Origin of the sequence: Nocardioides salarius, from assembly GCF_016907435.1 — a bacterium.
Classification (GTDB): domain Bacteria; phylum Actinomycetota; class Actinomycetes; order Propionibacteriales; family Nocardioidaceae; genus Nocardioides; species Nocardioides salarius.
In genome coordinates this window covers 3,264,873-3,286,289 of the sequence record NZ_JAFBBZ010000001.1, presented here as the reverse complement: position 1 = coordinate 3,286,289, position 21,417 = coordinate 3,264,873, and the positions used below count along the sequence as shown (strand labels likewise).

General features: G+C 71.0%; 20 protein-coding genes. 11 read left to right on the top strand and 9 right to left on the bottom strand.

Annotation, left to right across the window (positions count from 1 at the left end; all coding sequences use genetic code 11):
- Window positions 1-12: 12 nt before the first annotated feature.
- On the bottom strand, window positions 13-540 hold the full coding sequence (locus JOE61_RS15805) for a helix-turn-helix domain-containing protein (protein ID WP_307823051.1): 528 nt from the start codon (window positions 538-540) through the stop codon (window positions 13-15).
- A 31-nt stretch (window positions 541-571) separates the two neighbouring features.
- Between JOE61_RS15805 and JOE61_RS15800 the strand changes: the two genes are divergently transcribed.
- The gene (locus tag JOE61_RS15800; RefSeq protein ID WP_193667111.1) at window positions 572-1,801 is read left to right on the top strand and encodes a benzoate/H(+) symporter BenE family transporter; all 1,230 of its coding nucleotides are present in this window, start codon (window positions 572-574) and stop codon (window positions 1,799-1,801) included.
- Here JOE61_RS15800 and JOE61_RS15795 read toward each other — a convergent pair.
- A complete protein-coding gene (locus tag JOE61_RS15795; protein ID WP_193667110.1) occupies window positions 1,722-2,954 on the bottom strand; it encodes a SpoIID/LytB domain-containing protein in 1,233 nt (410 codons plus the stop codon). The genes JOE61_RS15800 and JOE61_RS15795 overlap by 80 nt on opposite strands.
- 150 nt (window positions 2,955-3,104) lie before the next feature.
- Between JOE61_RS15795 and JOE61_RS15790 the strand changes: the two genes are divergently transcribed.
- Window positions 3,105-4,748, top strand: a complete 1,644-nt coding sequence (locus JOE61_RS15790) for an ABC-F family ATP-binding cassette domain-containing protein (RefSeq protein WP_193667109.1) — start codon at window positions 3,105-3,107, stop codon at window positions 4,746-4,748.
- 10 nt (window positions 4,749-4,758) lie between these two features.
- Here JOE61_RS15790 and JOE61_RS15785 read toward each other — a convergent pair whose 3' ends face one another.
- On the bottom strand, window positions 4,759-5,961 hold the full coding sequence (locus JOE61_RS15785) for a SpoIID/LytB domain-containing protein (RefSeq protein WP_193667108.1): 1,203 nt from the start codon (window positions 5,959-5,961) through the stop codon (window positions 4,759-4,761).
- 91 nt (window positions 5,962-6,052) lie between these two features.
- Here JOE61_RS15785 and JOE61_RS15780 point away from each other — a divergent pair, with 91 nt between their 5' ends.
- Entirely contained in the window at window positions 6,053-6,544 is a 492-nt protein-coding gene (locus JOE61_RS15780) for a GyrI-like domain-containing protein (protein WP_193667107.1), read from the top strand.
- Window positions 6,545-6,572: 28 nt separating this feature from the next.
- On the top strand, window positions 6,573-7,223 hold the full coding sequence (locus JOE61_RS15775; RefSeq protein ID WP_193667106.1) for a hypothetical protein: 651 nt from the start codon (window positions 6,573-6,575) through the stop codon (window positions 7,221-7,223).
- 14 nt (window positions 7,224-7,237) lie between these two features.
- On the opposite strand, the gene JOE61_RS15770 is transcribed toward JOE61_RS15775, so the two are convergent.
- The 3 genes from JOE61_RS15770 to JOE61_RS15760 all read right to left on the bottom strand — a co-directional run bounded on the left by JOE61_RS15770 (window position 7,238) and on the right by JOE61_RS15760 (window position 11,595).
- The gene (locus JOE61_RS15770; RefSeq protein ID WP_193667105.1) at window positions 7,238-8,551 is read right to left on the bottom strand and encodes an HNH endonuclease signature motif containing protein; all 1,314 of its coding nucleotides are present in this window, start codon (window positions 8,549-8,551) and stop codon (window positions 7,238-7,240) included.
- 261 nt (window positions 8,552-8,812) lie between these two features.
- Window positions 8,813-10,507: an ATP-binding protein gene (locus JOE61_RS15765; protein WP_193667104.1), complete on the bottom strand. Its 1,695-nt coding sequence runs from the start codon at window positions 10,505-10,507 to the stop codon at window positions 8,813-8,815.
- On the bottom strand, window positions 10,507-11,595 hold the full coding sequence (locus tag JOE61_RS15760) for an SIR2 family protein (protein ID WP_193667103.1): 1,089 nt from the start codon (window positions 11,593-11,595) through the stop codon (window positions 10,507-10,509). Before JOE61_RS15760 ends, JOE61_RS15765 begins: the two co-directional genes overlap by 1 nt.
- Before the next feature lie 402 nt (window positions 11,596-11,997).
- Between JOE61_RS15760 and JOE61_RS22705 the strand changes: the two genes are divergently transcribed.
- From JOE61_RS22705 to JOE61_RS15750, 3 genes are all read left to right on the top strand, one after another.
- On the top strand, window positions 11,998-12,771 hold the full coding sequence (locus JOE61_RS22705) for a DUF6615 family protein (protein ID WP_372440083.1): 774 nt from the start codon (window positions 11,998-12,000) through the stop codon (window positions 12,769-12,771).
- Window positions 12,743-12,949, top strand: coding sequence for a hypothetical protein (locus JOE61_RS15755; RefSeq protein ID WP_193667102.1), 207 nt, complete (start codon window positions 12,743-12,745; stop codon window positions 12,947-12,949). Before JOE61_RS22705 ends, JOE61_RS15755 begins: the two co-directional genes overlap by 29 nt.
- A 226-nt stretch (window positions 12,950-13,175) precedes the next feature.
- Window positions 13,176-14,342, top strand: coding sequence for a restriction endonuclease (locus JOE61_RS15750; protein WP_193667101.1), 1,167 nt, complete (start codon window positions 13,176-13,178; stop codon window positions 14,340-14,342).
- A 58-nt stretch (window positions 14,343-14,400) separates the two neighbouring features.
- On the opposite strand, the gene JOE61_RS15745 is transcribed toward JOE61_RS15750, so the two are convergent.
- The gene (locus JOE61_RS15745; protein WP_193667100.1) at window positions 14,401-14,991 is read right to left on the bottom strand and encodes a hypothetical protein; all 591 of its coding nucleotides are present in this window, start codon (window positions 14,989-14,991) and stop codon (window positions 14,401-14,403) included.
- Window positions 14,992-15,047: 56 nt separating this feature from the next.
- Window positions 15,048-16,430 (bottom strand): hypothetical protein, encoded by a 1,383-nt coding sequence (locus JOE61_RS15740; protein ID WP_204797260.1) that lies wholly within the window; start codon window positions 16,428-16,430, stop codon window positions 15,048-15,050.
- A gap of 200 nt (window positions 16,431-16,630) precedes the next feature.
- Between JOE61_RS15740 and JOE61_RS15735 the strand changes: the two genes are divergently transcribed.
- The 3 genes from JOE61_RS15735 (at window position 16,631) to JOE61_RS15725 (ending at window position 19,558) form a co-directional block, all read left to right on the top strand.
- Window positions 16,631-18,238, top strand: a complete 1,608-nt coding sequence (locus JOE61_RS15735) for a DEAD/DEAH box helicase (protein ID WP_307823050.1) — start codon at window positions 16,631-16,633, stop codon at window positions 18,236-18,238.
- 82 nt (window positions 18,239-18,320) lie between these two features.
- A complete protein-coding gene (locus tag JOE61_RS15730) occupies window positions 18,321-18,965 on the top strand; it encodes a dihydrofolate reductase family protein (protein WP_193667098.1) in 645 nt (214 codons plus the stop codon).
- An 11-nt stretch (window positions 18,966-18,976) separates the two neighbouring features.
- The gene (locus JOE61_RS15725; protein ID WP_193667097.1) at window positions 18,977-19,558 is read left to right on the top strand and encodes a GNAT family N-acetyltransferase; all 582 of its coding nucleotides are present in this window, start codon (window positions 18,977-18,979) and stop codon (window positions 19,556-19,558) included.
- Here JOE61_RS15725 and JOE61_RS15720 read toward each other — a convergent pair.
- Window positions 19,555-20,352: an alpha/beta fold hydrolase gene (locus JOE61_RS15720; protein WP_193667096.1), complete on the bottom strand. Its 798-nt coding sequence runs from the start codon at window positions 20,350-20,352 to the stop codon at window positions 19,555-19,557. The two genes, JOE61_RS15725 and JOE61_RS15720, sit on opposite strands and share 4 nt — an antisense overlap.
- A gap of 125 nt (window positions 20,353-20,477) precedes the next feature.
- Between JOE61_RS15720 and JOE61_RS22590 the strand changes: the two genes are divergently transcribed.
- A complete protein-coding gene (locus tag JOE61_RS22590) occupies window positions 20,478-21,410 on the top strand; it encodes a helix-turn-helix domain-containing protein (protein ID WP_193667095.1) in 933 nt (310 codons plus the stop codon).
- The last annotated feature ends 7 nt before the right edge of the window (window positions 21,411-21,417 follow it).

Sequence of the window (21,417 nt, the reverse complement as noted above, 5' to 3'; positions counted from 1 at the left end):
CTCAGCCGGCCCTCAGCCCGGCGTGCGGATCACGTCGACGCCGCTGAACCCCGCGGGGCCAGCGGCGTAGGAGTGCGGCACGTCGGCGGCCCAGGCGTGGTGCTCGCCCGGCCCCAGCTCGACGACGGCCCCGTCGACGTCGAGGCGACAGTGGCCGGTGAGCACCACGAGCTGCTCGTGGGCGCCGCGCGCGTGCGCCGGGGAGCGCCGGGTGCGGCCCGGCGCGACCTGCACCAGGTAGACCTCGGTGGTGGTGCCGTGCTCGGTCGCCACGTGCAGCCGGCGGGCGGTGAGCGCCTCGTCGGCCGCGGTGGCGCCGTCGTGGTCCTCGAGCAGGGCCGCGAGGGGTACGCCGAGCGGGCCGGCGACGGCGTACAGGGTCTCGAGCGTGGGGTTGCGCCGGCCGCCCTCGAGCTCGGAGAGGGTGCCCTTGCCGATGCCGGCCGCGGCGGCCAGGGCGCTCAGCGAGAACCCGCGCTCGCTGCGCAGCAGGCGGATGCGGGCCCCGGCCGAGGCGCCGGCGTCGTAGGATCGTTCCACAAACAGAACGGTACTCCCCGGGAGGCACGGCATGTCCCAAGACCACTCCCCCGTCGTGGCCGGCGTGGTCGCGGCCGTCGTCGGCTTCAGCAGCTCCTTCGTGGTCGTGCTGACCGGCCTGGCCGCGGTGGGCGCGACCCCGGCCCAGGCGGCGTCGGGGCTGCTGGCGCTGTGCGTGGCCCAGGCGCTGGGCATGGCGTGGCTGGCGGTGCGCCACCGCACCCCGCTCTCGCTGGCCTGGTCGACGCCCGGGGCGGCGCTGCTGGTCTCGACCGGCGCCGTCGCCGGCGGCTGGTCGGCGGCGGTGGGGGCGTTCCTGGCCACCGCGGCGCTGATCGCGCTGACCGGGCTGGTGCCGGCCCTGGGCGACCTGGTGGCGCGGATCCCCCCGAGCCTGGCCCGGGCGATGCTGGCCGGGGTGCTGCTGCCGATCTGCCTCGAGCCGGTGCTGGGCGTGGCCGCCGCGCCGCTGCTCGTCGGCCCGGTGGTGCTGGCCTGGCTGGTCGGGCAGCGGCTCTTCCCGCGCTGGGCGGTGCCGGCCTCGCTGGTGGTGGCGCTGGTCGTGGTGCTGGTCGAGACCGCGGGCGAGGTCGCTCTGGCCGACGCGACGCCCGCGCTGGCCTGGACCACCCCGACGTGGAGCGTGCCCGCGCTGGTCGGCATCGCGCTGCCGCTCTACGTGGTCACGATGGCCTCGCAGAACGTGCCGGGCGTCGCGGTGATGGCCGGCAACGGCTACCGCGTGCCGTGGCGCGAGACGATGGTGGTCACCGGCCTCGGCACCGCCCTGGCCGCACCGCTGGGCGGGCACGCGGTCAACCTCGCCGCGATCACCGCGGCGATGGTGGCCGGGCCCGAGGGCGGCGCCGACCGGTCGCAGCGGTGGCGGGGCGCGGCCGGGGCCGCGGTGACCTACCTGGTGCTGGCCGCCGCCGCGGCCGGCCTGACCGCGCTGGTCACCGCGGCGCCCGACGGGGTGGTGCAGGCGGCCGCCGGGCTGGCCCTGCTGGGCACCCTGGCCGTGTCGCTGGCCGACGCCCTGGCCGACCCGGCCGAGCGGGTGGCGGCGGTGGCCTGCCTGGTGGTGGCCGCCAGCGGCGTCACGGTGCTGGGCGTGGGCGCGGCCTTCTGGGCGCTGCTGGTGGGCCTGCTCGTGCGGTCGGTCGTGCCGCGGGCCGCGCTCAGCGCGCGCGCACCCGGAACGTCACCCACGGCGACTTCAGCCCCAGCCCGAAGCGCAGGGCGTCACCGCTCACCGTGACCGTGCCGCGGGTGCCGGCCAGGCGCACCGAGCGCACCCGCCCGCCCCACTGGCCGTTGCCGTCGCGGTCGAGGACCTTGATCGAGCGCAGGTCGCCGACGGCGGGGAACGCGCTCTCGAGGCGCCCGTCGGTGAGGGTCACCGACCAGTCGTGGTGCGGGTTGCCGGCCCAGTCGTCGTACGGGTCGGGCTTGGCGCGCAGGTAGGACCGCGAGCCGGCGGCGGTCCAGCCGCCGCTGCTGGAGGAGAACTGGGTGAAGGCGGCCTGGCCGTCGGCGAGGCGCACCTGCTTGGCGGTGGCGCGCACGGCGGCGTCGGAGCCCGGCTGCTCGGCGCGCACCCCGCCGTAGACCTGGCAGGAGGAGGTGTCGCAGAGCTGGTAGTGCGCCGCGCGCGGGGTGCGCCGCTCGAAGACGGCGTAGCTGCGGGCGGCGACCGCCTGGGCGCGCACGGCGGCCGGGCTCCACGACGCGGGGATCTCGAGCGGCACGACGCCGCGCAGGTAGTCGTCGAGGCGCAGCTTGTTGACGGTGTCGCGTGCCTTCGAGCCGGCGCTGGGCGGCAGCGCGCGCAGCCGGCCGCGGTAGGCGCGGTCGCCGGAGGGGGTGACCAGGGTGACCGGCGCGTTGCCGGCGCTGAGCTCGCCGTGGCCCTTGAGGTCGCGCCACTTGGTCCAGGAGCCCTTGCCGCCGGCGGAGGTGCGCCACGAGACGCGGGTGCGGTCGCGGTGGTTCTGCCGCACCCGCCACAGCGCGGGCGTGCGGCCGCCGATCTTCGTCGGCAGCCGGGTGGTGGCGCCGGAGCCGAGGTCGCGCACGCGCAGCCCGTCGCGGCTGCGGACCACGAGGTCGTCGGTGGTGTCGGCCGAGATCAGCACGCTGACCCGTCCGCCGCGCTTCCCCGCGGTGGTGCCCGGGTAGTAGAAGTCCAGGATCTTCGCGGCGCTCAGCCCGCGTCGCGCCGCGCCCTCGGCGCCGTGCTGCGACATGCCGTGGCCGTGCCCGAAGCCGTGGCCGCGCACGGTGATGCTCGCCTTCGCGGGCACCTTCCAGGAGTCCTTCGCGGCCACGGCCGGGGGCGCGCCGACCGACACCAGGGCGAGGGCGAGCGCGGGCAGCAGCACTGCCCGCAGGCAGAGCGGCGCAGCGCGCATGGAGGACTCCCGGAAGACACCGAACGAGGGGGAAGGATGTGGCTGGAGTGACCACACCAGCCCCCATCGCACCACGGGCCACAGCGGTGTGCAATCGACCGCGAGGAACTACAGATCTGTAGTTCGACGGCGATGGCCTACGCTCGGCCCGTGAGCGCCACCCTCGTCGCCAAGGACCTGTCCGGCGGCCACGGCCACCGGGTGCTCTTCGAGGGACTCGACCTGACCGTCGCCCCCGGTGACGTGGTCGGGGTGGTCGGCGCCAACGGTGCCGGCAAGTCCACGCTGCTGCGGCTGCTGGCCGGCGCCACGACACCGCTCGCCGGCAGCGTCGCCTGCGCGCCGAGGGACGCCTTCGTGGGCTGGTTGCCGCAGGAGCACGAGCGGGTGCCGGGCGAGACGGTCGCGCAGTACGTCGCCCGGCGTACGGGCGCGGCCGAGGCCACCGCCGAGATGGAGCGCACCGCCGGCGCGCTCGGCTCGGGCGAGCCCGGCGCCGACGACGCCTACGGCGTGGCCTTCGACCGCTGGCTGGGCAGCGGCGCCCCCGACCTGGAGGACCGGCTCGGCCCGGTGCTGGCCGACCTCGGCCTCGACGTCGACATCGCCACGCCGATGACCGCGCTGTCGGGCGGGCAGGCGGCGCGCGCGGCGCTGGCGGCGCTGCTGCTGAGCCGCTTCGACGTGGTGCTGCTCGACGAGCCGACCAACGACCTCGACCTCGACGGGCTGGCCCGGCTCGAGGCCTTCGTGCAGGGGCTGCGGGGCGGGGTGGTGCTGGTCTCGCACGACCGCGAGTTCCTGGCCCGGTGCGTGACCCGGGTCGTCGAGCTCGACCTGGCCCAGGGCCAGGTCAGCGTCTACGACGGCGGCTACGAGGCGTTCCTCGAGGAGCGCGAGGTCGCCCGGCGCCACGCCCGCGAGGCCTACGAGCAGTACGCCGGCACCCGGGCCGACCTGGTGGCGCGGGCGCGCACCCAGCGCGAGTGGAGCTCGCAGGGCGTGCGCAACGCGATGAAGAAGAGCCCCGACAACGACAAGATCCGGCGCAAGGCGGCCACGGAGTCCTCGGAGAAGCAGGCGCAGAAGGTGCGGCAGATGGAGTCGCGCATCGCCCGGCTCGACGAGGTCGAGGAGCCGCGCAAGGAGTGGCGCCTGCAGTTCGACATCGCGGCGGCGCCGCGCTCGAGCGCGGTGGTGGCCACGCTCAACGAGGCGACGCGTCGCCTGGGCGACTTCACGCTCGGGCCGGTCTCGCTGCAGGTCGAGGCGGGCGACCGGATCGGCGTGACCGGGCCGAACGGCGCCGGCAAGACCACGCTGCTGGGGCTGCTGCTGGGCTGGGCCGAGCCCGACAGCGGCTCGGCGTCGCTGGGGGCGTCGGTGGCCGTGGGGGTCATCGACCAGGCCCGCACCGGGCTCGACCACGACTTGGCGCTGGGTGAGGCGTTCGAGCGGGCGGTGCCCGAGATGACCCAGGCCGAGGTGCGCACGCTGCTGGCGAAGTTCGGCCTCAAGGCCGACCAGGTGGGCGCTGTGGTCGGCCGCCTCTCCCCCGGCGAGCGCACTCGCGCGGCGATGGCGCTGCTGCAGGCGCGCGGGGTCAACCTGCTGGTGCTCGACGAGCCCACCAACCACCTCGACCTGCCGGCGATCGAGCAGCTCGAGCAGGCGCTGGCGTCGTACGACGGGGCGCTGCTGCTGGTCTCGCACGACCGGCGGCTGCTGGCCGGGGTGCGCCTCGACCAGCGCTGGCACGTCGAGGCCGGCCGGGTCACGGTCGGCGTCGTCTAGGAGCCGGCCCCTAGGGCTGCGGCCGGAACCAGTCGGAGCGCAGCCCCAGCCAGCTGCGGAACTGGTCGCCGGTCGCGCTGCGGGTGGCGCCGGTGAAGGTCACCTCGACGCGCACCACCCGCCCACCCCAGGCGCCGTTGCCGTCGCGGGCGACGACCTCGAGGGAGACGAAGCTGCCGGAGCCGGGCCAGACCTTCTCGAGGACGGCTGGCGTGAGGGTCCTGCTCCACTGCGCGTACGGGTTCTGGGCCTCGGGGGCGGTGTCCCAGGGGTCCTCGACGGCCTGGAGGTAGGGGAAGGAGCCGGCCCGGGTCCAGCCGCCGTTGCTGGCGGAGAACTGGGTGAAGGCGGGGGCGCCGTCGGCGGTCACGACGACGCCGACGGTGGCGGCCACGGCGGCGTCGGAGCCGGGGTGCTCGGCGTCGACGCCGCGGTAGACCTGGCAGGCGGAGGTGTCGCAGAGCTCGTAGTGACGGGCGGCGGGCGCGTGGTCGCGCTCGTACGCCGCGTAGGTGCGGGCGGCGACGGCCTGGGCGCGCACGGCCTCGGTGGGCCAGAGGGCGGGGACCTCGCCGGGCACGACGCCGCGCAGGTAGTCCTCGAAGTCGACGACGTTGACGGTGTCGCGGTCGCGGCCGGCGCCGGTGGAGGCCGAGCGCAGCGCGCCGCGGTAGGTGGCCCGGGCACCGCGGGGCAGGAGCAGGGTGAGCGGCTCCTTGGCGAGCAGCTCGGCGTCACCGGCGAGGGTGCGCACGCGGCTCCAGCCGCCCTTGACCTTGGCCTCGACGTTGCTGCGGCCTCGGGTGGCCGAGGTGATCCGCCAGGCGCGGGCGTCGGGGGCCAGGCGCGCGAGCCAGCGGCTGCGGCCGGTGGCGACGCTGCGCACCCGCAGACCGCGGGCGGGCCGGACCTTGACGTCGGTGGTGGTGTCGGCGCTGATCAGCACCTCGACGTCGCCGGCGACGCCGCCGCGCTGGGTGCCCGGGTAGTAGAAGTCGAGGATCTCCTGGTGGGTGCGGCCCTGCGCGGCCGCGGCCCGGGCGCCGTACTGCGAGAGGCCCTTGCCGTGGCCGAAGCCGCGGCCCTCGAGCACCACGTCGGCGGCGCGCTCGTCGCGCTCGGGGGCGGCGGAGGCGGTGCTGGTGAGGGTGGTGGGGGCGGTAGCCAGGAGCGCGGCCAGCGGGAGCGCGAGCAGCGCGGTGCGACGGGGCATGGGGGGCCCTCTCGAGACGGGAGTGTGCAGCGTACGACGCGCGGTGGCGCAGGTTGGTTGTCTTGGGAGATCCCGAGGCGCAGGCTGGAGCATGGTCACCTCACCGGTCGAGATCGTCACCCTGGCGCCGCAGCCCGCGCTCGCCGTGCACGGCGACGTCGCACCGCCCGACCTGCCGAGCCTCTTCGGGCGGGCCTTCTCGGCGGTGCCGGCGGCGGCCGCGGCGGCGGGGGTCGACCTGGTCGGCCCACCGTTCGGGCTGTTCCCGTCGATGCCGGGCGAGACGGTGGAGGTCGAGGCGGGCTTCCCGGTCTCGGCGGCGACGGGGGCCACGGGCGGCACGGGCGAGGCGGAGGGGGTGCACGACCTGCTGCTGCCAGGAGGCGAGGTGGCGCAGGCGCTGCACACGGGCCCCTACGACAAGGTCGTCGAGACGTACGCCGCGATGGAGTCGTGGATGGGCGAGCAGGGCATGGTGCCGGCGGGGCCGCCGTGGGAGTCCTACCTGAGCGACCCGGAGGCCGAGCCGGACCCGCAGCAGTGGCGCACGCTGGTCTGCTGGCCGGTGGCCCGGGGTGCATGAGATCGGGGACGCAGGGTAAAGAGGAGGCATGAGGACACCGTGGGGAGCCCGTCGGGATCGTCGTGAGCGGGAGCTGCAGGCGGCCGAGGAGTTCCGCTCGGCCAGGCGGTTGGCGCGCGAGGACGTGACGGTGCTCGGTGAGCAGGTCGCCGAGCTCGACGTCGACCTCGAGGGCTCGCACAGCCACGAGGTGCGCGACTTCCACCAGGAGGCGCTCGATGCGTACGCCGCGGCCGCGGCGGCGCTGGAGGGGGCGTCGACGGTGCAGGAGGTCGGCTCGGTCGAGGAGCTGTTGAACAAGGGGCGCTACGCCCGGGCGGCGGTGCTGGCGCTGCGGGCCGACGAGCCGTTGCCGGAGCGTCGCGGCCCGTGCTTCTTCAACCCCCAGCACGGCCCGGCGGTCACGACGGTGTCGTGGACTCCCCCGCACGGCACCGAGCGCGAGGTGGAGGTCTGCCGCAACGACGCGGTGCGCCTCGACGACGGCGAGGCGCCCGACGTGCGCCAGGTGCGGGTGGGCGACCGCTACGTGCCCTGGTACGCCGCCGACGACGCGGCGATGCACTCGTGGAGCTCGACGGCGAACGCATCGACGTCGGGGTGGCTGACCAGCGTCGCCAAGGCCGAAGCGGGCACGCGCGCCGGGGTGTCGCAGGCCGGGATGATGGGTCGTCAGTAGCCCCTCCCCTCCTCTTAGAGGGGTGAGTAGGTGCCGATGCCGGGGACGACGACGAGTCGTTGGTCCTGGGGTCCGGTCCAGGTGTAGTGGCCGTGGTCCATGCGTCGGTAGCGCCACTGCTTGGTGGGGTCGGTGGTGGTCTTGGCCCGGTGATGTCGTCTGCACAAGGGGGCGAGGTTGCCGGGATGTGTCTGGCCGGGTGGTCCGCCGTGGGCGGGGTCGATGCAGGTACTGATGTGGTCGAGGTCGCAGCGCCTGGCGGGGCGGCGGCAGTCGGGGAAGACGCAGTGCTGGTCGCGCTGGACGACCAGCTCGCGCATCCACTCCGGCGGGTCGTGGGCATCGACGGGGTCGCCGCGGTCGGGGTCGAGCACCGGCGTCACCGTCACCCGGGCGCCGGTGAGCCAGTCACGGATCATCGCACTGGTCGCGGGGCCGAGGTCCTCCACCCGCCCCAGGGGTGCGATGTCACCCTCGGGGGTCGCGGTCAGGTGCACGTAGGCCTTGTACGGCCGGCTCGGTGCGGGGCTGTCGCCGTGGGCGCGGGCCCGGTCGACGATGACCTGCAGCGCCAGCACCCGGCGCCGGGCCAGGGGCAGGTCGGGGTGGATGGCCAGCAGGTCGTGGGCAGTACGCCCCACCAGGTCGTGGAGGTCGGCCAGGGTGGCGGTGTCGCCGGTGATCTCCATCCACGAGGTCCCCAACCACCGCTGGTCGCGGCCGTCGCCGTGGGTCAGCGTCACGTCCCACGACTCCCGCGCGGACTCTTCGGCCTCTTCGTGGGCGTCGGTGTCGTAGCGAGCCCGGGCGGTCTCGACCAGCCGGGCCAGCACCACGGGCCCGACTCGGTGGGCGCGGGAGGCGATCTCGGCGTCGACGTAGGCCGCCGCCTCGGGTGAGAGCGAGGACGTGGCTTGGGCGATGCTGCGTGCGCGCCACACCGGTACCTCGAGGGCCTCGACTCGTGCCATCACCCGCGGCAGCCGGTGCGCCAGCTCGAGCGCATCGGCCATCAGGGTCAGGGCGGCGGTCGTGGAGATCTCCATCGCCGCGGCGAGGGGTTCGGCGGAGAACGCCGCGACCATCGGTCGCCCGTCGCCACCGATCTTCTCCGGGCAGTCCAGGTCGCCGCCGACCTCCCCGAACCCCGCCGCCCACTTCGGGTCCTCGACGGTGTTGGTCTCGCACCAGCGGATCGTCGCGTGCAGCACCGCCAACGCCGCCGCGGCCTCGCGTGCCTTGGCCTGCTCGGCGAACCACAGCACCGAGTCCCGGTCCAGGTCATCCACCCGAACCGGACCACCCGCGAGGTCCGTCTCGATCAGCATGCACCCACTCAAGCACCAGCCACCGACAGTCCCGCCGCACCCACGCTGACCTGCGTGAACGCGATATCAGTTCAGGCACAACGGACCCGGCGGACCAGCGTCCTACCGCCCACTATGACGCGCCGGTCGACCTCGCGGCTGGGTCCACTCCGCCACGTCGCTCCGGCGCTCCGGCGCTCCGGCGCTCCGGGCACCATGCCTGACATCCTCCGCCAGCGAAGCTTGTCGTTGGAATACGCCCTGACTTCGCTGAGTCAATAGCTAGTGATGCGTGCGCGAAAAAGTAGGCCCATCGGACTTCGGGGGCCGTTGTGGTCGGTGCATGCGGACGGGAACCGGTACCGCGAATTCGCTACCCACGATTAGCGCCTCTCCCGGCACCAGTGCCGGGAGAAGCCGAGTAGCCGCCAGCGTCAGCTCGGAAGCTGCCTGCTCCACGCGCTCACGGTCGCGTCTCTCAGTGAGCCTGTGCACCAAAAGCATGCCGGCCTGACTAAGGACTGCGGCGGGCAGATCGCCTGGACGCTGGGTCGCCATACAGATCACTAGCCCATACTTGCGCCCTTCTTTCGCGACGAGGTCGAACGAATCGAAAGAAGCTGCCACAAACTCGTCCGCAACGCCCTGCCCGAAGAACTGATGCGCCTCATCAATTGCGACAACGAGGGGTCGGGGATTGAACGCGCCCTTTCTTGCTTTTGAAAGAAGGTGGCGACCGATGGTGTTCACGACGATCTCGCGCATGTTGTGTTCGAACGTGAGGTCGGCGAGCGAGATGCGCAGGATGTTCTTGGAAGGTTCGCTATCCAGCCACTGGTCAACGAGATCAAGCACTGACTCCGACGGCGACGCGTCATGCGGGTCGAGGATGTCCATGACCTCGGCTGTCGAGGTGAGGTCGAGGATCCGAGCGATCATCGTGTTGCAGTAGCTGAGTTCATTCATCGCCCAGTTCCCGAAACTTGTCCCTTCGCGCTGGTCGTTCTCGTAGACGCACTCGAGCGGCACCTGCTGGCTGAGCTTCCGAAGGTTGAAGGGGGCTTGGGGGTCATCAAGTACTGCCGCATGCTCGAAGCACGCATCCGAGTAGGGCTTGCGCGGCCGGTTGGCCTTATAGAGCAGCCCGTCTTGAATCAGGCTGTGCCCCTCTCCCAGCGCGTTTGCAAGGCGTAGCGACCGAATGGCGGATCGAAGCTTCGGAAGCTGGGCTCCCGCCGATGGGCGCAGGAGCGCACGCCTGTCCGACTCGCTGAGCTGACGGTGCGGCAGGGAGGCCTGAGACCCGATCGCCGGTGGCGATGTCGCAACAGAGACGTGGTCGGCCAGATTATCGAGCGGGGCAAATTCACCGGTGGCATCCAGAAGCAGGATCCGCACCCCCTCCTTTGCGGACTGCTCCATCAGGGTCTGCAGTGTCCAACTCTTTCCACCACCGGTGGATCCGACTATGGCCAGATGTCGACCGAACAACACCTCGGCCGGCACGTCGATCTCGACGTCCTGCCCGCCACGCAGGACGCCGAGGGGCAGTCGCGCGCCGTCTGCATCGACCCCCGACGACAACACGGCGCGGATCGCGTCAGCATCGGCGGCGTAGGCGAGGTCCCCGACACGGGGGTGACGTTCCAAACCGCGCGCGAACTTTCCGTTGAGCCGAAGCGTCCCCAAGAGCTGGACGGTCCCGGAGACCTCAGTTGCGACTTGGGCACCAGGTGTCGTGCTGGCTTCCGGCCGCTTGGTCCGCGGTGCTTCGAGGGTCACCAGTCGACCGAAGATCGCGAAGGGTCCGCATGCGAAGAGCAAGAACTCCCCGACCTCGCCGCGAAGGACCGGCTGGCCGAAGAGCGACACCGGCGCCATGCCTGCCCACGGCAGGGACACCGTCGCTTCGGACCCTTGGACGGCGATGACGGTGCCGGCCAGGCGCTCGGGGATGAAAGGGTCGAGGAATTCCATCAGATCGACGTGCTTCGCACTCGCTCGTCGTGAGCCTCGTGCGCGTCCTGAGGTGCCATATCGGGAAGGCGGGTGGTGAACTCGGCGAAGGTGCCAGCGAAGAGCAGGATCCGCTCATCACGCGCGTCCGAGAGACGCAATAACGTCAGCAAGGACTCGTTCTTGGTCTCGCGCAGAACCGGGTCGACGACGATGAGGCGCAGTGACACGTTGGACCGGACAGCCGATAGCAGTGGGCCAACGACATGTGCGTCGTTGAAGCCGAAACCGGCGACGATGACGGTCGTCTCTGGCTGTCGCAGCGTCATCTGGAAGCGAGCCATCGATTCGAGGTAGGGCGGACGGTACGACTGCTGGTACTTCATGCTCGACGGGTAGATCAATACTGGGTTCGCGGGGCTTGGGTCCCGACGCACACCGTCGTTCGTCTCGTCCCAATCCACGGAGCCGTGGAGCTTGTAGAGCTGAATGACGTTCGGAGCTAGTTGGAGCGTCCCGTCTGGTGCGCGACGTACGACGTCAAGATCGAAGTTGCCTCCGTCGAAGAGTTCACCCGCGGTCGGACCGAAGCCGTCGAGAAGGGTGAAGCGTGTTGCTTGGGCTGCACGCTCAATGGCGAGGTCGTAGTTCGTGGTGAACACCTTGGTGCGAGCGAGCCTTGTCGCCCGTCTACCGACCTTACGAAGGAAGGCCTCGTGCGTGCCTAGGTCGGTCGTGTCGTCCACAAAGCTGCACGCCTGGAGGACTACCGCTTCGGCGGCGTCCAAGAACCGTTTCGTGACTTCGTCGTCGGTCAGACCTACCTGCATCTGACAGGCCGACAGAAGCGCTTCGACGTCGCCAGCCTCGATCGCGGTCGGCGCCAGTTCTGCCGCGCGGTCGTACCCGTCCAATGTCTTTACACTAACGAACAGGTCACTCATCGTGGGCGCCATGCCGCCGCCGCCATTCAGGCCGAGTGAGGTTCCCAAACCCAGCAAGACAACAAGGTTCTCGCTGCGGTAGCTAGCCAGACCGACCGACTCGAACAAGTTCCAGGCACGTCCGTCAGATTCCGTGAGTGACTGCCATTCCTTCTCACCTGGCACCCTGACCGATGGTCCAGTGCTGTTGTGACTACTCGCCGGCCTTGGTCCAGTCTTGCGGTCTCCAACAGATGGCTCCTCCATGCTCCAGCACGCTACCGGGAGATCCAGGAAATTGACGCGAATCGCCAACCAGGGCATCTCGCGGCAATGGAGATCGCTGGATCAAGCCCAGTGTCAACAATCCGGAACACAGAACCATCAAGGCCAGCTGGGGACTGCTGGGCGAACCGTGTGGGTTATCCCGCCGCTTGCAGGACGCTCGAAGGATCTGACCTTTCGATGCTGACTCGGAACAACCTCGGCGGCGACACCTGGCATCTCGTTCGGCGCGCGGACCACGGGCGCTAACTGCCGCGGTGCGGTGCGGACAATTCACGCGCTCGCTGCGCAATACTTGACGGCGTGAATCGGCATGACTTAGAGCAACTGTCGGGAAGGCTATGGGAGTTCCTGCGGGATGCGCCATTTAAGCCCCGTGAAGAGACTGCGACCGAAGGCTTGTTGGTGGCAATGCATCGCTTCAGGTCGTCCACGACTTGGGTCAGCAAAGCGACGATTGCCGAGGAGGTCAGGGACGGTCACGACTTCCTGTGGGCCTTGCGTTCGGTCGACAGGCGACGCTGGCTTCACCTTCGCGTGCAGGCCAAGATCTTGTTCCCGTCGGGCCAGTACGAGGGGTTAGGCACGACCAAAGACGGGAACGATAAGGCAGACGACCAAGCCGCCGCGCTGCTACGCGCGAAGGGGAACGGCCAAGTCCCAGTATATGCTTTTTATAACGGCTCGGCTCTCCCCTTCGGTACAGAGGGTCATGTAGGCGCCCATCTAGGGTGCGGCCGCAGTCACCCGCGGAAGTTTGGCGAGTGCTTCGCCTGCGACATCGCCACTTGCCATCAGTTTGGCGGACGCCGACTGGGTGCGTTCACACATAAAGCGCAAGCCCGAGGCGACTACTCCGAAGTGGGCTATCACCGGATACGACATCAATCCGGCAGCGGTGCCTTGGGAGTGCATCACCTGCCCGATGACTACCCCCTGGTGCAGCGGCTCGCTGCCGAAGGAATACCTACTTGGCCGAGCGCGGCGAGCGTTACACAATCCGGCAAGTGGACATGGGCATGGGCATGGGCATGGGCATCCTCTTGGGGTGAGCGACACGCCGCAGGCTTGGGCTGACTTGCTGCAGGAGGAGCAGGTCGACTCAGCGTGGCGGTCATTGTCAGACGCCGAGCCCAATGTCGATAGTGCCGCTGCACCAGTCTATGACCGTGACATGGGGCCAATCCTCCGTGACACTCCCGACTTCTTGGTGGTGACCCACCTGCGCGAGGAGAACGAGCAAGAACTCAGCTAGGAGGGCGGCGGGCTAGCTAAAGCCGCAGCGACCTCCGACCGTCTCACTGGAACCATGGCGACCACATGCGTCATTCCGCCGCGAGTGTCGCGCCGGGAGATGGAGGACGAAACAAGCATCCCGCTTCGATCCGCGCGGCCGGCTGAGCGGGCGGGACGCTGCTACCCAGCGGGGGGACAGCCAACGTTGTCGGACGAGTGTCGGCAGTGTTTGACAGACTTCCCGCATGTCCGACACCGCCTCCTTCGCCACTCGCAGCCTCGCGTGGAAGGTCCGCCATAGTGCCTGGCTCCTGGCGGTGGCCTTGGGAGTCGGATCGTTCTCATGCATCGGCTTCATCTACTGCGCCGTCCGTGTCCGCTCGACCGCCTGGAAGCGCCGCGCCTTCGTCACGACCGCGTTCAGCCTCCTCGGCCTCGTCCTGCTGTTGACGCCCGTCGAGCTCATGCAGGAGGTCGGCGCAGGCTACGCGGCGGTCCTGTGGCTCGTCCTCATCGGTTATGGCCTCTTCGTCAACCGTGACTACCTCCGGTGGCGGTCTGCCCAAGAGCCGGTGCCGCCCATCGCCGCGCCCCAGGTGCCGGCTGCCCCGGTTGCACCTAGCCCGATGCCTGTCGCGGTTCCCCAGGACGATGTTCCCACGCGGGCGGTGTCTGTCCCGGCTGAGCAAGTCCCGGCCCTCGAACGCGACGCGCCGCAGATCGAAGCCGTGCCTGACGAACAGGCCGGTCCTGCCGTCTCCTCCTGGCAGCAGGCCGAGGCCCTCGCGGCCTGGCACATGCAGAAGCTCGGCTTCGAGGACGCCAAGATGACTCCTCCAGGCGCGGACGGCGGCCTCGACGTCCGGGCGACCGATGCAGTGGCCCAGGTGAAGCACTACGCGACGCCGATCGGCGCTCCCGTCATCCAGCAACTTCGCGGAGCCGCCCACGGTCGCGGAGCAGCGCTCTTCTACAGCTTGTCCGGCTACACGAAGGCCGCGGTGGAGTACGCCAACGATGCCGCAGTGGCGCTCTTCACCTACAACGAGAGCGGCGATGTCCAGTCCTGCAACCACGCTGCTCAGGTTCTGCACGACCGCGCTGGCGGCGACGACGCCTTCGACCCGGCCGAGTTCGAGAACCAGGCGCAGATCGTCGCGGTCCTCCAGCAGTACTTCGACGTCATGAACGCCAAGTTCATCGAGGTTGCGGAACTAGCCCTGGCAGCCGCGAACGGGGACAACCAGTCGCCCATCTACCGCGCCGTCGCGGGCGAGAGCGCCCGGGTCAAGGCGATCCTGCGGTCGCTCCAAGTCGACGGCGGACGTGTTTCGTCCGACAGACTCATCGAGGCCTCCTCTGCGATAGGCGACGCAGTCGTGCGGCTTGCCGAAGATCTCGAGAGGGTCTGACGCCCATCGAGTACCTGCGTCGTGACGCCACGTGCCGGACGCCTCGCACACAGGTCGGTCATGACCAGTTGATGAGCCGAGTCCTCTCTGCGGCGACAGCGATCGCGTCCCGCAGGCCCGCATAGAGCACTGGGTCACCGGCGACCCTCGCGAGCCTTGGGAGGCCCATGGCGGCTCCGGCCAGGTCCTCGATCGATTGGCGTGCCGCGACGTAGAACTGCCACTGAGAAAGGGCGAGCGGATCGTACTCATCGTGAGTCTTCGCCGTGTGGAGGCAGAACACGTAGGCGTCTGCGTTGAATCCCTGTTCCTCGGACCAGGCGCCCGTCCCTGCATCCCATCCGTAGGCCGCCGAGACCTGGAACCTCGGAGTGCTCAACCTCCTCTGTGCCCACGACTGGAGGAATCCAGACGACTTCACCTCGATCCTGGTCCCGTCTGGCGCAGTCACGTCCCATGGGGCCCATTCCACCCGTGGGCTCGTCGAGCCCACGGCGCGCGCGACGAGGAACTCGGCCAGGTAGCCCCGGACGTTGTTGGTGCGGAGGTCGCTCATCGCGAACCTCCAGAAGTCAACGACGGATGCGTCAAGGCCATCGAAGGGTTCTGCGCCGGAAAGGTCGCGTGCAGCGGGCGGGTCGAAAGCCATGGCTCATGGAAACAGAGCCGCTGGGCACCCACCAGCTCTCACCCGCCCGTCCGCCCCTACGCCTCGTCCTGTCCGTCCTGCGAAGAGAGCGACGTCGAGACCAGCTGAGGGCTGACGTCGGGCTCCTCGGCCGGTGTCTCACGCATCTTGGGCGGCGAAGCGGTCCACGCCTTGAGGTGCTGGACGACGTCTGTATAGAAGTCGTCGACGAGGTCGATGACGGAGTCGATGAAGGCCCCACGGCCGCGGCCACGCTTGGTGCCCAGCGGGGCGCTGATCTCGACCCGGAAACCACGTAGGTCCCGCTTGGGATCCGCGACCAGGCAGGAGGGGTCCTCACGCACCTTGGCCAAGAGCTCCGTCGCACCGGGCCCTCGCGCGCCCACCGCGAAGGCTTCGATGCGGACCCCCTCCGGGGCGTGCTTGAGCTGCCGGACCAGCCAGTTCACTCGGGTGGCGGGCCTCCCGGTCTTGGGGGCGTCGATGTCCAGGAAGGCGGTGATGCGTCCGGCGCGCAGATCCGCCCGGATCTCCAGGGGTGCCACCGTGTGCGGGATACGGATGGTGCCCGCGAGGCAGCCGTTCTCGACCAGGCTCGCCGTCAGCGCCTGCGCCCGCAGCGAGGGATCGGCCTGCTCCTTGCGGCTGAGCACGTGGAGGACGTCGGTGCCGAGCTGCCTGCCGAGGCGCAGCGCGGTGTACCGGAGGAGCGCGTCGAAGCGTGCGACCACCTCAGGGACCTGCTGGTCGTTGGCGCGCAGCGTGCCGGCTGTCACGGCCTGGCGGACGGGCACCCAGGCGGAACCCATGTCCTCGAGCTCCATGGCCCCCGAACGCGGGTGCTCCAGATACCTGATCAGCTCGCCCAGGATCCACGCCTGCTCCGGGTCGGTGACGCCGCGATGCTCCTTCTGCATCACCGCCGTCGAGAGGATGTAGGTCCAGGACCAGTGGTGGAGCGCGACCTTCTTGAGCTTCCGCTTGTCGACCTTCGTGGGGTGTTGACCTGCCACCGCCGGGATCTCGTTGCTGATCGTGATGAGCGCATCGAAGCCCTGTTCCTTGGCGACGTCGAGGTAGTTCTCGAGCTGCGCGGTGTCGAGCTCGTTCTTGCCGGTCTTGACCTCGACCAGCGCGGTCCAGGAACGCTGGCCGCGGGTGACCCTGATCAGGCCGTCCGGAATCACCTTCTTCCCGTCCCCCACAGCGAACGGGACCTCGATGAACGTCTCGACGTTGCCCGCGATGGCGCCGACCGGACCGAGCAGGGCCCGGCCGAACTCCTTGACGACGCTCATGACCGCCAGCAGGGCCGAGGTCGCTCGTCGCTCCTGCTCCTCAACCCCGGAGATCCCCGAGGTCGGGATCAGACGAGCTTCATGCCAGGACTCCTCAGCCACGCGATTCCCCTTGCGAAAGTAAAGACCGGTGCTCGGCACCCTAGCCCCGCGATGGAGCCATCATCGGAGAACTCGACTTGGCGTGCCGGCCCGGTTCCCGGTCGCGGCCCCGATAGCGTCAGCGGATGGCCAGCTCTCGTCGATCCAGTGGCCGCCGACGTAGCGGCAGCTCGCGCAAGAGCAGCGCACCCCGGCCCTTGCCGGTCGCCGGCCCGGGCGAGCGGGTGTGGGTGCTCGACGTGCCCTACGGGACGCAGGTCGACGGCGCGAGCTGGCACCCCGCGGTCAAGACCCACCTCTACGTCGGGCGCACGCTGCCGGCGCACCTGGCGCCGTACGCGCCCGGGCCGCACACGCTGGGGCGGTTCATCGAGAACACCCTCAACCCCGACGACCCGACGCCCTCCCCCGAGCCGACCGACACGCTCGAGCCGCGCCGGCTCCAGTTCGAGGCGGCCGACGCGATCGCGGAGCGCGCCGCGGCGGGCGGGCGGCAGTTCCTGCTCGCCGACGAGCCCGGTGTCGGCAAGACGATCTCCGCCGTCCTTGGCGCGACGGCGGTCGGTGACCTCCGGGGCGCGCAGCGGGTGCTCGTGGTTGCCGACCGGCCCGCCGCGATCACGATCGGCCACTGGTGCCGCACCATCACCGCGCTCGGCGACGGCGGGCTCGAGTGGGTGGTGATCACCTGGGACCGGCTCGAGAAGGTCAAGGACCACACCTGGGACGTGATCATCGCCGACGAGGCCCACGCGCTGCGGCGTACGACGACCAAGCGGTGGAAGCTCTGGGCGCGGATCTCCAGCCACGCCAAGCCCCACGACAAGGCGCCGTTCGTCATCGCCACCACCGCCACCCCCGGCCACACTCCTCTCGAGCTGCCCTACCTCGCCCCGGCCTACGCGCAGGTGCTCGGCGAGCCCATGAAGGACTGGACCTCGGCCACGCAGCCCGGAGTCGCGTTCGCCACCGCGCTCGAGCGCCACGGCGTCGAGGTCGAGCACGGTCGCTACGGCGCCACCTGGACCACCGACCCAGCCCGCCGCGCCGCCGACCTCAAGCTGGTGCGCGGATGGCTCGACGAGGAGCAGCCCCCGGCGATGCTGCACCGCGCCGCCCCCTGGGGGCCGGTGCCGATCTCGGGCATGCCGGTGACGCTCACACCGGCCGAGCGGGCGGCGTACGAGGCCGAGTGGGGCGAGTTCTGCCGCGAGATGGACATCGCCCGCCGCGGCCGCAACACCGCCAAGGGCCGGGCCGCGCTGCTGCGCTTCCGGCAGAAGGCCGGGCTGATCCGCGTCGACTCCACTGTCGACTGGATCGCCCAGCAGGTGCAGGCCGAGCGGCAGGTGGCCTGCTCGGTCGAGTTCGTCGCGACCGCCGCCGACCCCATCGCCGACCGGCTGCGCGACTCCGGCATCGAGGTCGCCACGATCTACGGCCGCGACCGCTTCGACCCCGAGGCCGAGCGGCTGCGGTTCCAGACCGGGCAGGCCAAGGTCTGCGTCTTCACCACCGTCGCCTCCATCAGCCTGCACGCCGGCGAGAGCCTCGCCGACGGCCGCCAGGCCAGCACCGAGCCCCGCGTCGGCGTCTTCCACCAAGCCCGCTTCTCCGGCATCGCCGGGCGCCAGGTCACCGGCCGCACCCACCGCGACCACCAGGTCTCGCCGTGGCACATCGCCTACGCCGAAGGCACCGTCGAGGAGCAGGTCGGCAAGGTGATGGTCGAGCGCATCGCCGCCGCCTCCGACACCGTCGGCAGCGACACCACCGGCCTCACCGACCTCGCCGAGCTGCTCGGCGCCGACTGGCTGCCGCCCACGACCCTGACCGAGGCCTCCTGACCGACGACGCCTCAGCGATGAGGGCGGCACGTCCGCCCGGTCTGCCATCGTGTCAACCACGCATCTGCGGTGAGGAGCAGCGATGACGCAGCTGGTCAGGGTCCACAACTTCGGGGTGTCGCAGGACGGGTACGCCGCCGGCGAGGGCCAGAGCCTCGAGCGCCCCTTCGGCCACGCCGACCCGCAGACCCTCCTCGGCTGGGCCCTGGGCACCGCGAGCTGGCCCGGCCGGGCGGACGGCGGTGGCAGCCGCGGCCTGGAGGACTACCTGGTGCGCGAGTTCCACCGCGACATCGGCGCCGAGATCATGGGGCGCAACAAGTTCGGCCCCCAGCGCGGCCCGTGGACCGACCACGAGTGGCAGGGCTGGTGGGGCGACGAGCCGCCGTTCCACACCCCGGTCTTCGTGATGACCCACCACGAGCGGCCGTCGTTCACGCTCTCCGACACGACCTTCCACTTCGTGGGCGGCGACCCCGCGACCGTGCTGGCGCGCGCCTTCGAGGCGGCCGACGGCAAGGACGTCCGTCTCGGTGGTGGCGCCACCACCGTGCGGCAGTTCCTGGACGCCGGGCTCGTCGACACGCTCCACGTCTCGGTGGCACCGCTCGAGCTGGGCGGCGGGACGCGGCTCTGGGACTCCCCCGACGAGCTGCTCGACCGCTACCACCGCGACGTCGTACCCGGGCGGGACGGCGTGGTCCACCATCTGTTCTGGCGCGACTGAGACGATCCGGCATGCCCGAGTTCACCTGGCGACCGGCCAACGAGGCCACGACCGAGGACGTCGAGGCGGTCTTCGCCGCCGGCGGCGCCCGCAAGTGCCGCTGCCAGGGGCTGAAGGTGGCGGGCTGGATCTGGCGCGACACCACCCAGGAGCAGCGTGACGCCGCCCTGCTCGAGCAGACCGCCTGCGGCACGCCGGGCCCCACCTCGGGCCTCATCGGGTACGTCGACGGCGAGCCGGCCGGCTGGGTGGCGGTCGAGCCGCGGGAGAACTACCCGCGGATCTGGAACCGGCAGAAGGCGTGGATGCGCGCCGACCCCGACCTCGAGGGCGTCTGGTCGGTCACCTGCTTCGTGGTGCGCAAGGGCTTCCGCCGCGAGGGGCTGATGTACGAGCTGGCCGCCGCCACCGTCGAGCACGGGCGCCACGTGGGCGCCCGGGTGCTCGAGGGCTACCCCACCGAGCCCGAGCCCGGGAAGACCGTGATCTGGGACGAGGCGTCGGTGGGGCTGCTGCAGGTCTTCCTCGACGCCGGCTACGAGGTGGTCTCCTCCCCCACGCTGCGCCGGCGCGTCGTACGCAGGAAGCCCTAGGCCGACTTGAAGAAGGGCAGCAGGAGGTCGGCCGCCTCCTGCGGCTTCTCCAGGGCCAGCGAGTGACCGGCGTCGGCCACGATCTCGTCCCGTCCACCGGCGGCCCGGGCGATGTTCTCCCCGGAGATGGGCTGGGGGTAGGCGTGGTCCTGCTCGCCCGCGATCGCCAGGACCGGCACCCGGCAGCCGTCCAGCTCCTCGACGATGCGGGTGCGGTGGATGACCTGGTGGGCGGCATCCCCGATGGAGGGCCCGAGCGCGGTCATCTTCTCGCGCCAGTGCTCGACCACCGGCCCGCCCGCCGCGAGGCTCGCGTCGCCGAACATGATGTGCAGCAGCACGTCGATGACGGGGGCTCCTCCACCCTGGCCGAGGATCTCCACCAGGGGCGCGAACTCCTCCAGCTTGTGCTCCTCCTCGCTCGAGGCGCCGAGCGCGGCGACCGTGCGCACCAGCTCGGGGTGGCGCGCCGCCAGGCGCAGCGTGATGAACCCGCCCATCGAGTTGCCGACGGCGTGCACCGGCCCGATGCCCAGCGCCTCGATCAGCGCGGCCGCATCGGCCGTGAGGTTGTCCATCGACAGCTCCTCACGCGCGGACGCCGCAGCGCTCTCGCCCTGGCCCCGGTGGTCGTAGGCGACGGTGCGGTAGCCGGCCTCGTTGAGCAGCGCGCTCAACGGCTCGAACATCGAGTGGTCGAAGAACAGCGAGTGGCTCAGCAGCACCACCTCGCCGTCGCGCGGCCCCGCATCCACGTAGGCGAGGCGGGTCCCGTTGACTTCCACGTGCTCCATGACAGTTCCTCCGGTACGTCGGGTGGGTGCTCCTACGATGTGACGGTAGTCATGCCGCTCGGGTCGGTCTCACCGTTTCGCGCCCAAGGAGGACGGATGCACGCACGGCCCCGCAGGTGCTCGTCGTGAGCGTGGACTACCTCGTGGGCGGCACCGACACCGCCGCCTTCTCGCCGGCTGCTCGCGCCGGCGCCTGGCGCGACCACGTCACCGACAACCACGGCCGCCTGAGCCTCGACTTCGGCTCTCCGGCGGGGTTCAGCGGCGGCACGAAGGTGCAGCGGTGCGGGGCGGTCCAGCTGGTGGAGTTCTGGTCGGACGCCGTGCGCTACCGCCGGCAGGCTCGAGACGTCGACCACGACGGGGACGACAGCCTCCGCGTGGTCCTGCCGACCGCGGGCACGGTGCGCATCGTCGCGGCCGGCGACCGGCACGACCTCTCCCCCGGGCTGGCCGGCGCGGTGTCGATGGAGCGCGACTTCGAGCTCGTGCAGGACGCCCACGCGCACGCGCTCGTGCTGAGCCTGCCGCGGGCCTGGTGGCGCTCGGAGCCCGCCGACCGGCCCGTGGTCTGGGACCTGGGCCGGGGCCCCGGTGCCGTCTTCGCGGCCATGCTCCGCCAGGTCGCGGCACAGAGCGCCGACCTCGACGCCGACTCCTTCCTCCGCGCCTGCGAGGCGGCAGCACTGGTGCTGCCCCGACGTGAGCCGACCGACCTCCCGGCCCAGGCCCTCGCCCTGGTCCGCGAGCGCTCGGACTCACCCGGATTCGGTCCCGACGACCTCGCCGCCCTGCTGGGGACGTCGTTGCGCTCGCTGCAGAAGGCGACCCGCCGGGCCGGGACCAGCCCTGCCGAGATGATCCGCGAGCAGCGGCTCGAGCGTGCCGTGTCGCGCCTTCTCGACCCGGCCTGGCGCACGAGCACCGTCAGCCACGTGGCGCACAGCTCGGGCTTCCGGTCGTTGACCGCCTTCAACACCGCCTTCCGCTCCCACACGGGCACCAGCCCCCAGCAGTTCCGCGCCCACCACCGGCAGGGCGAGGCGGCGACTGGGTAGCACCTCC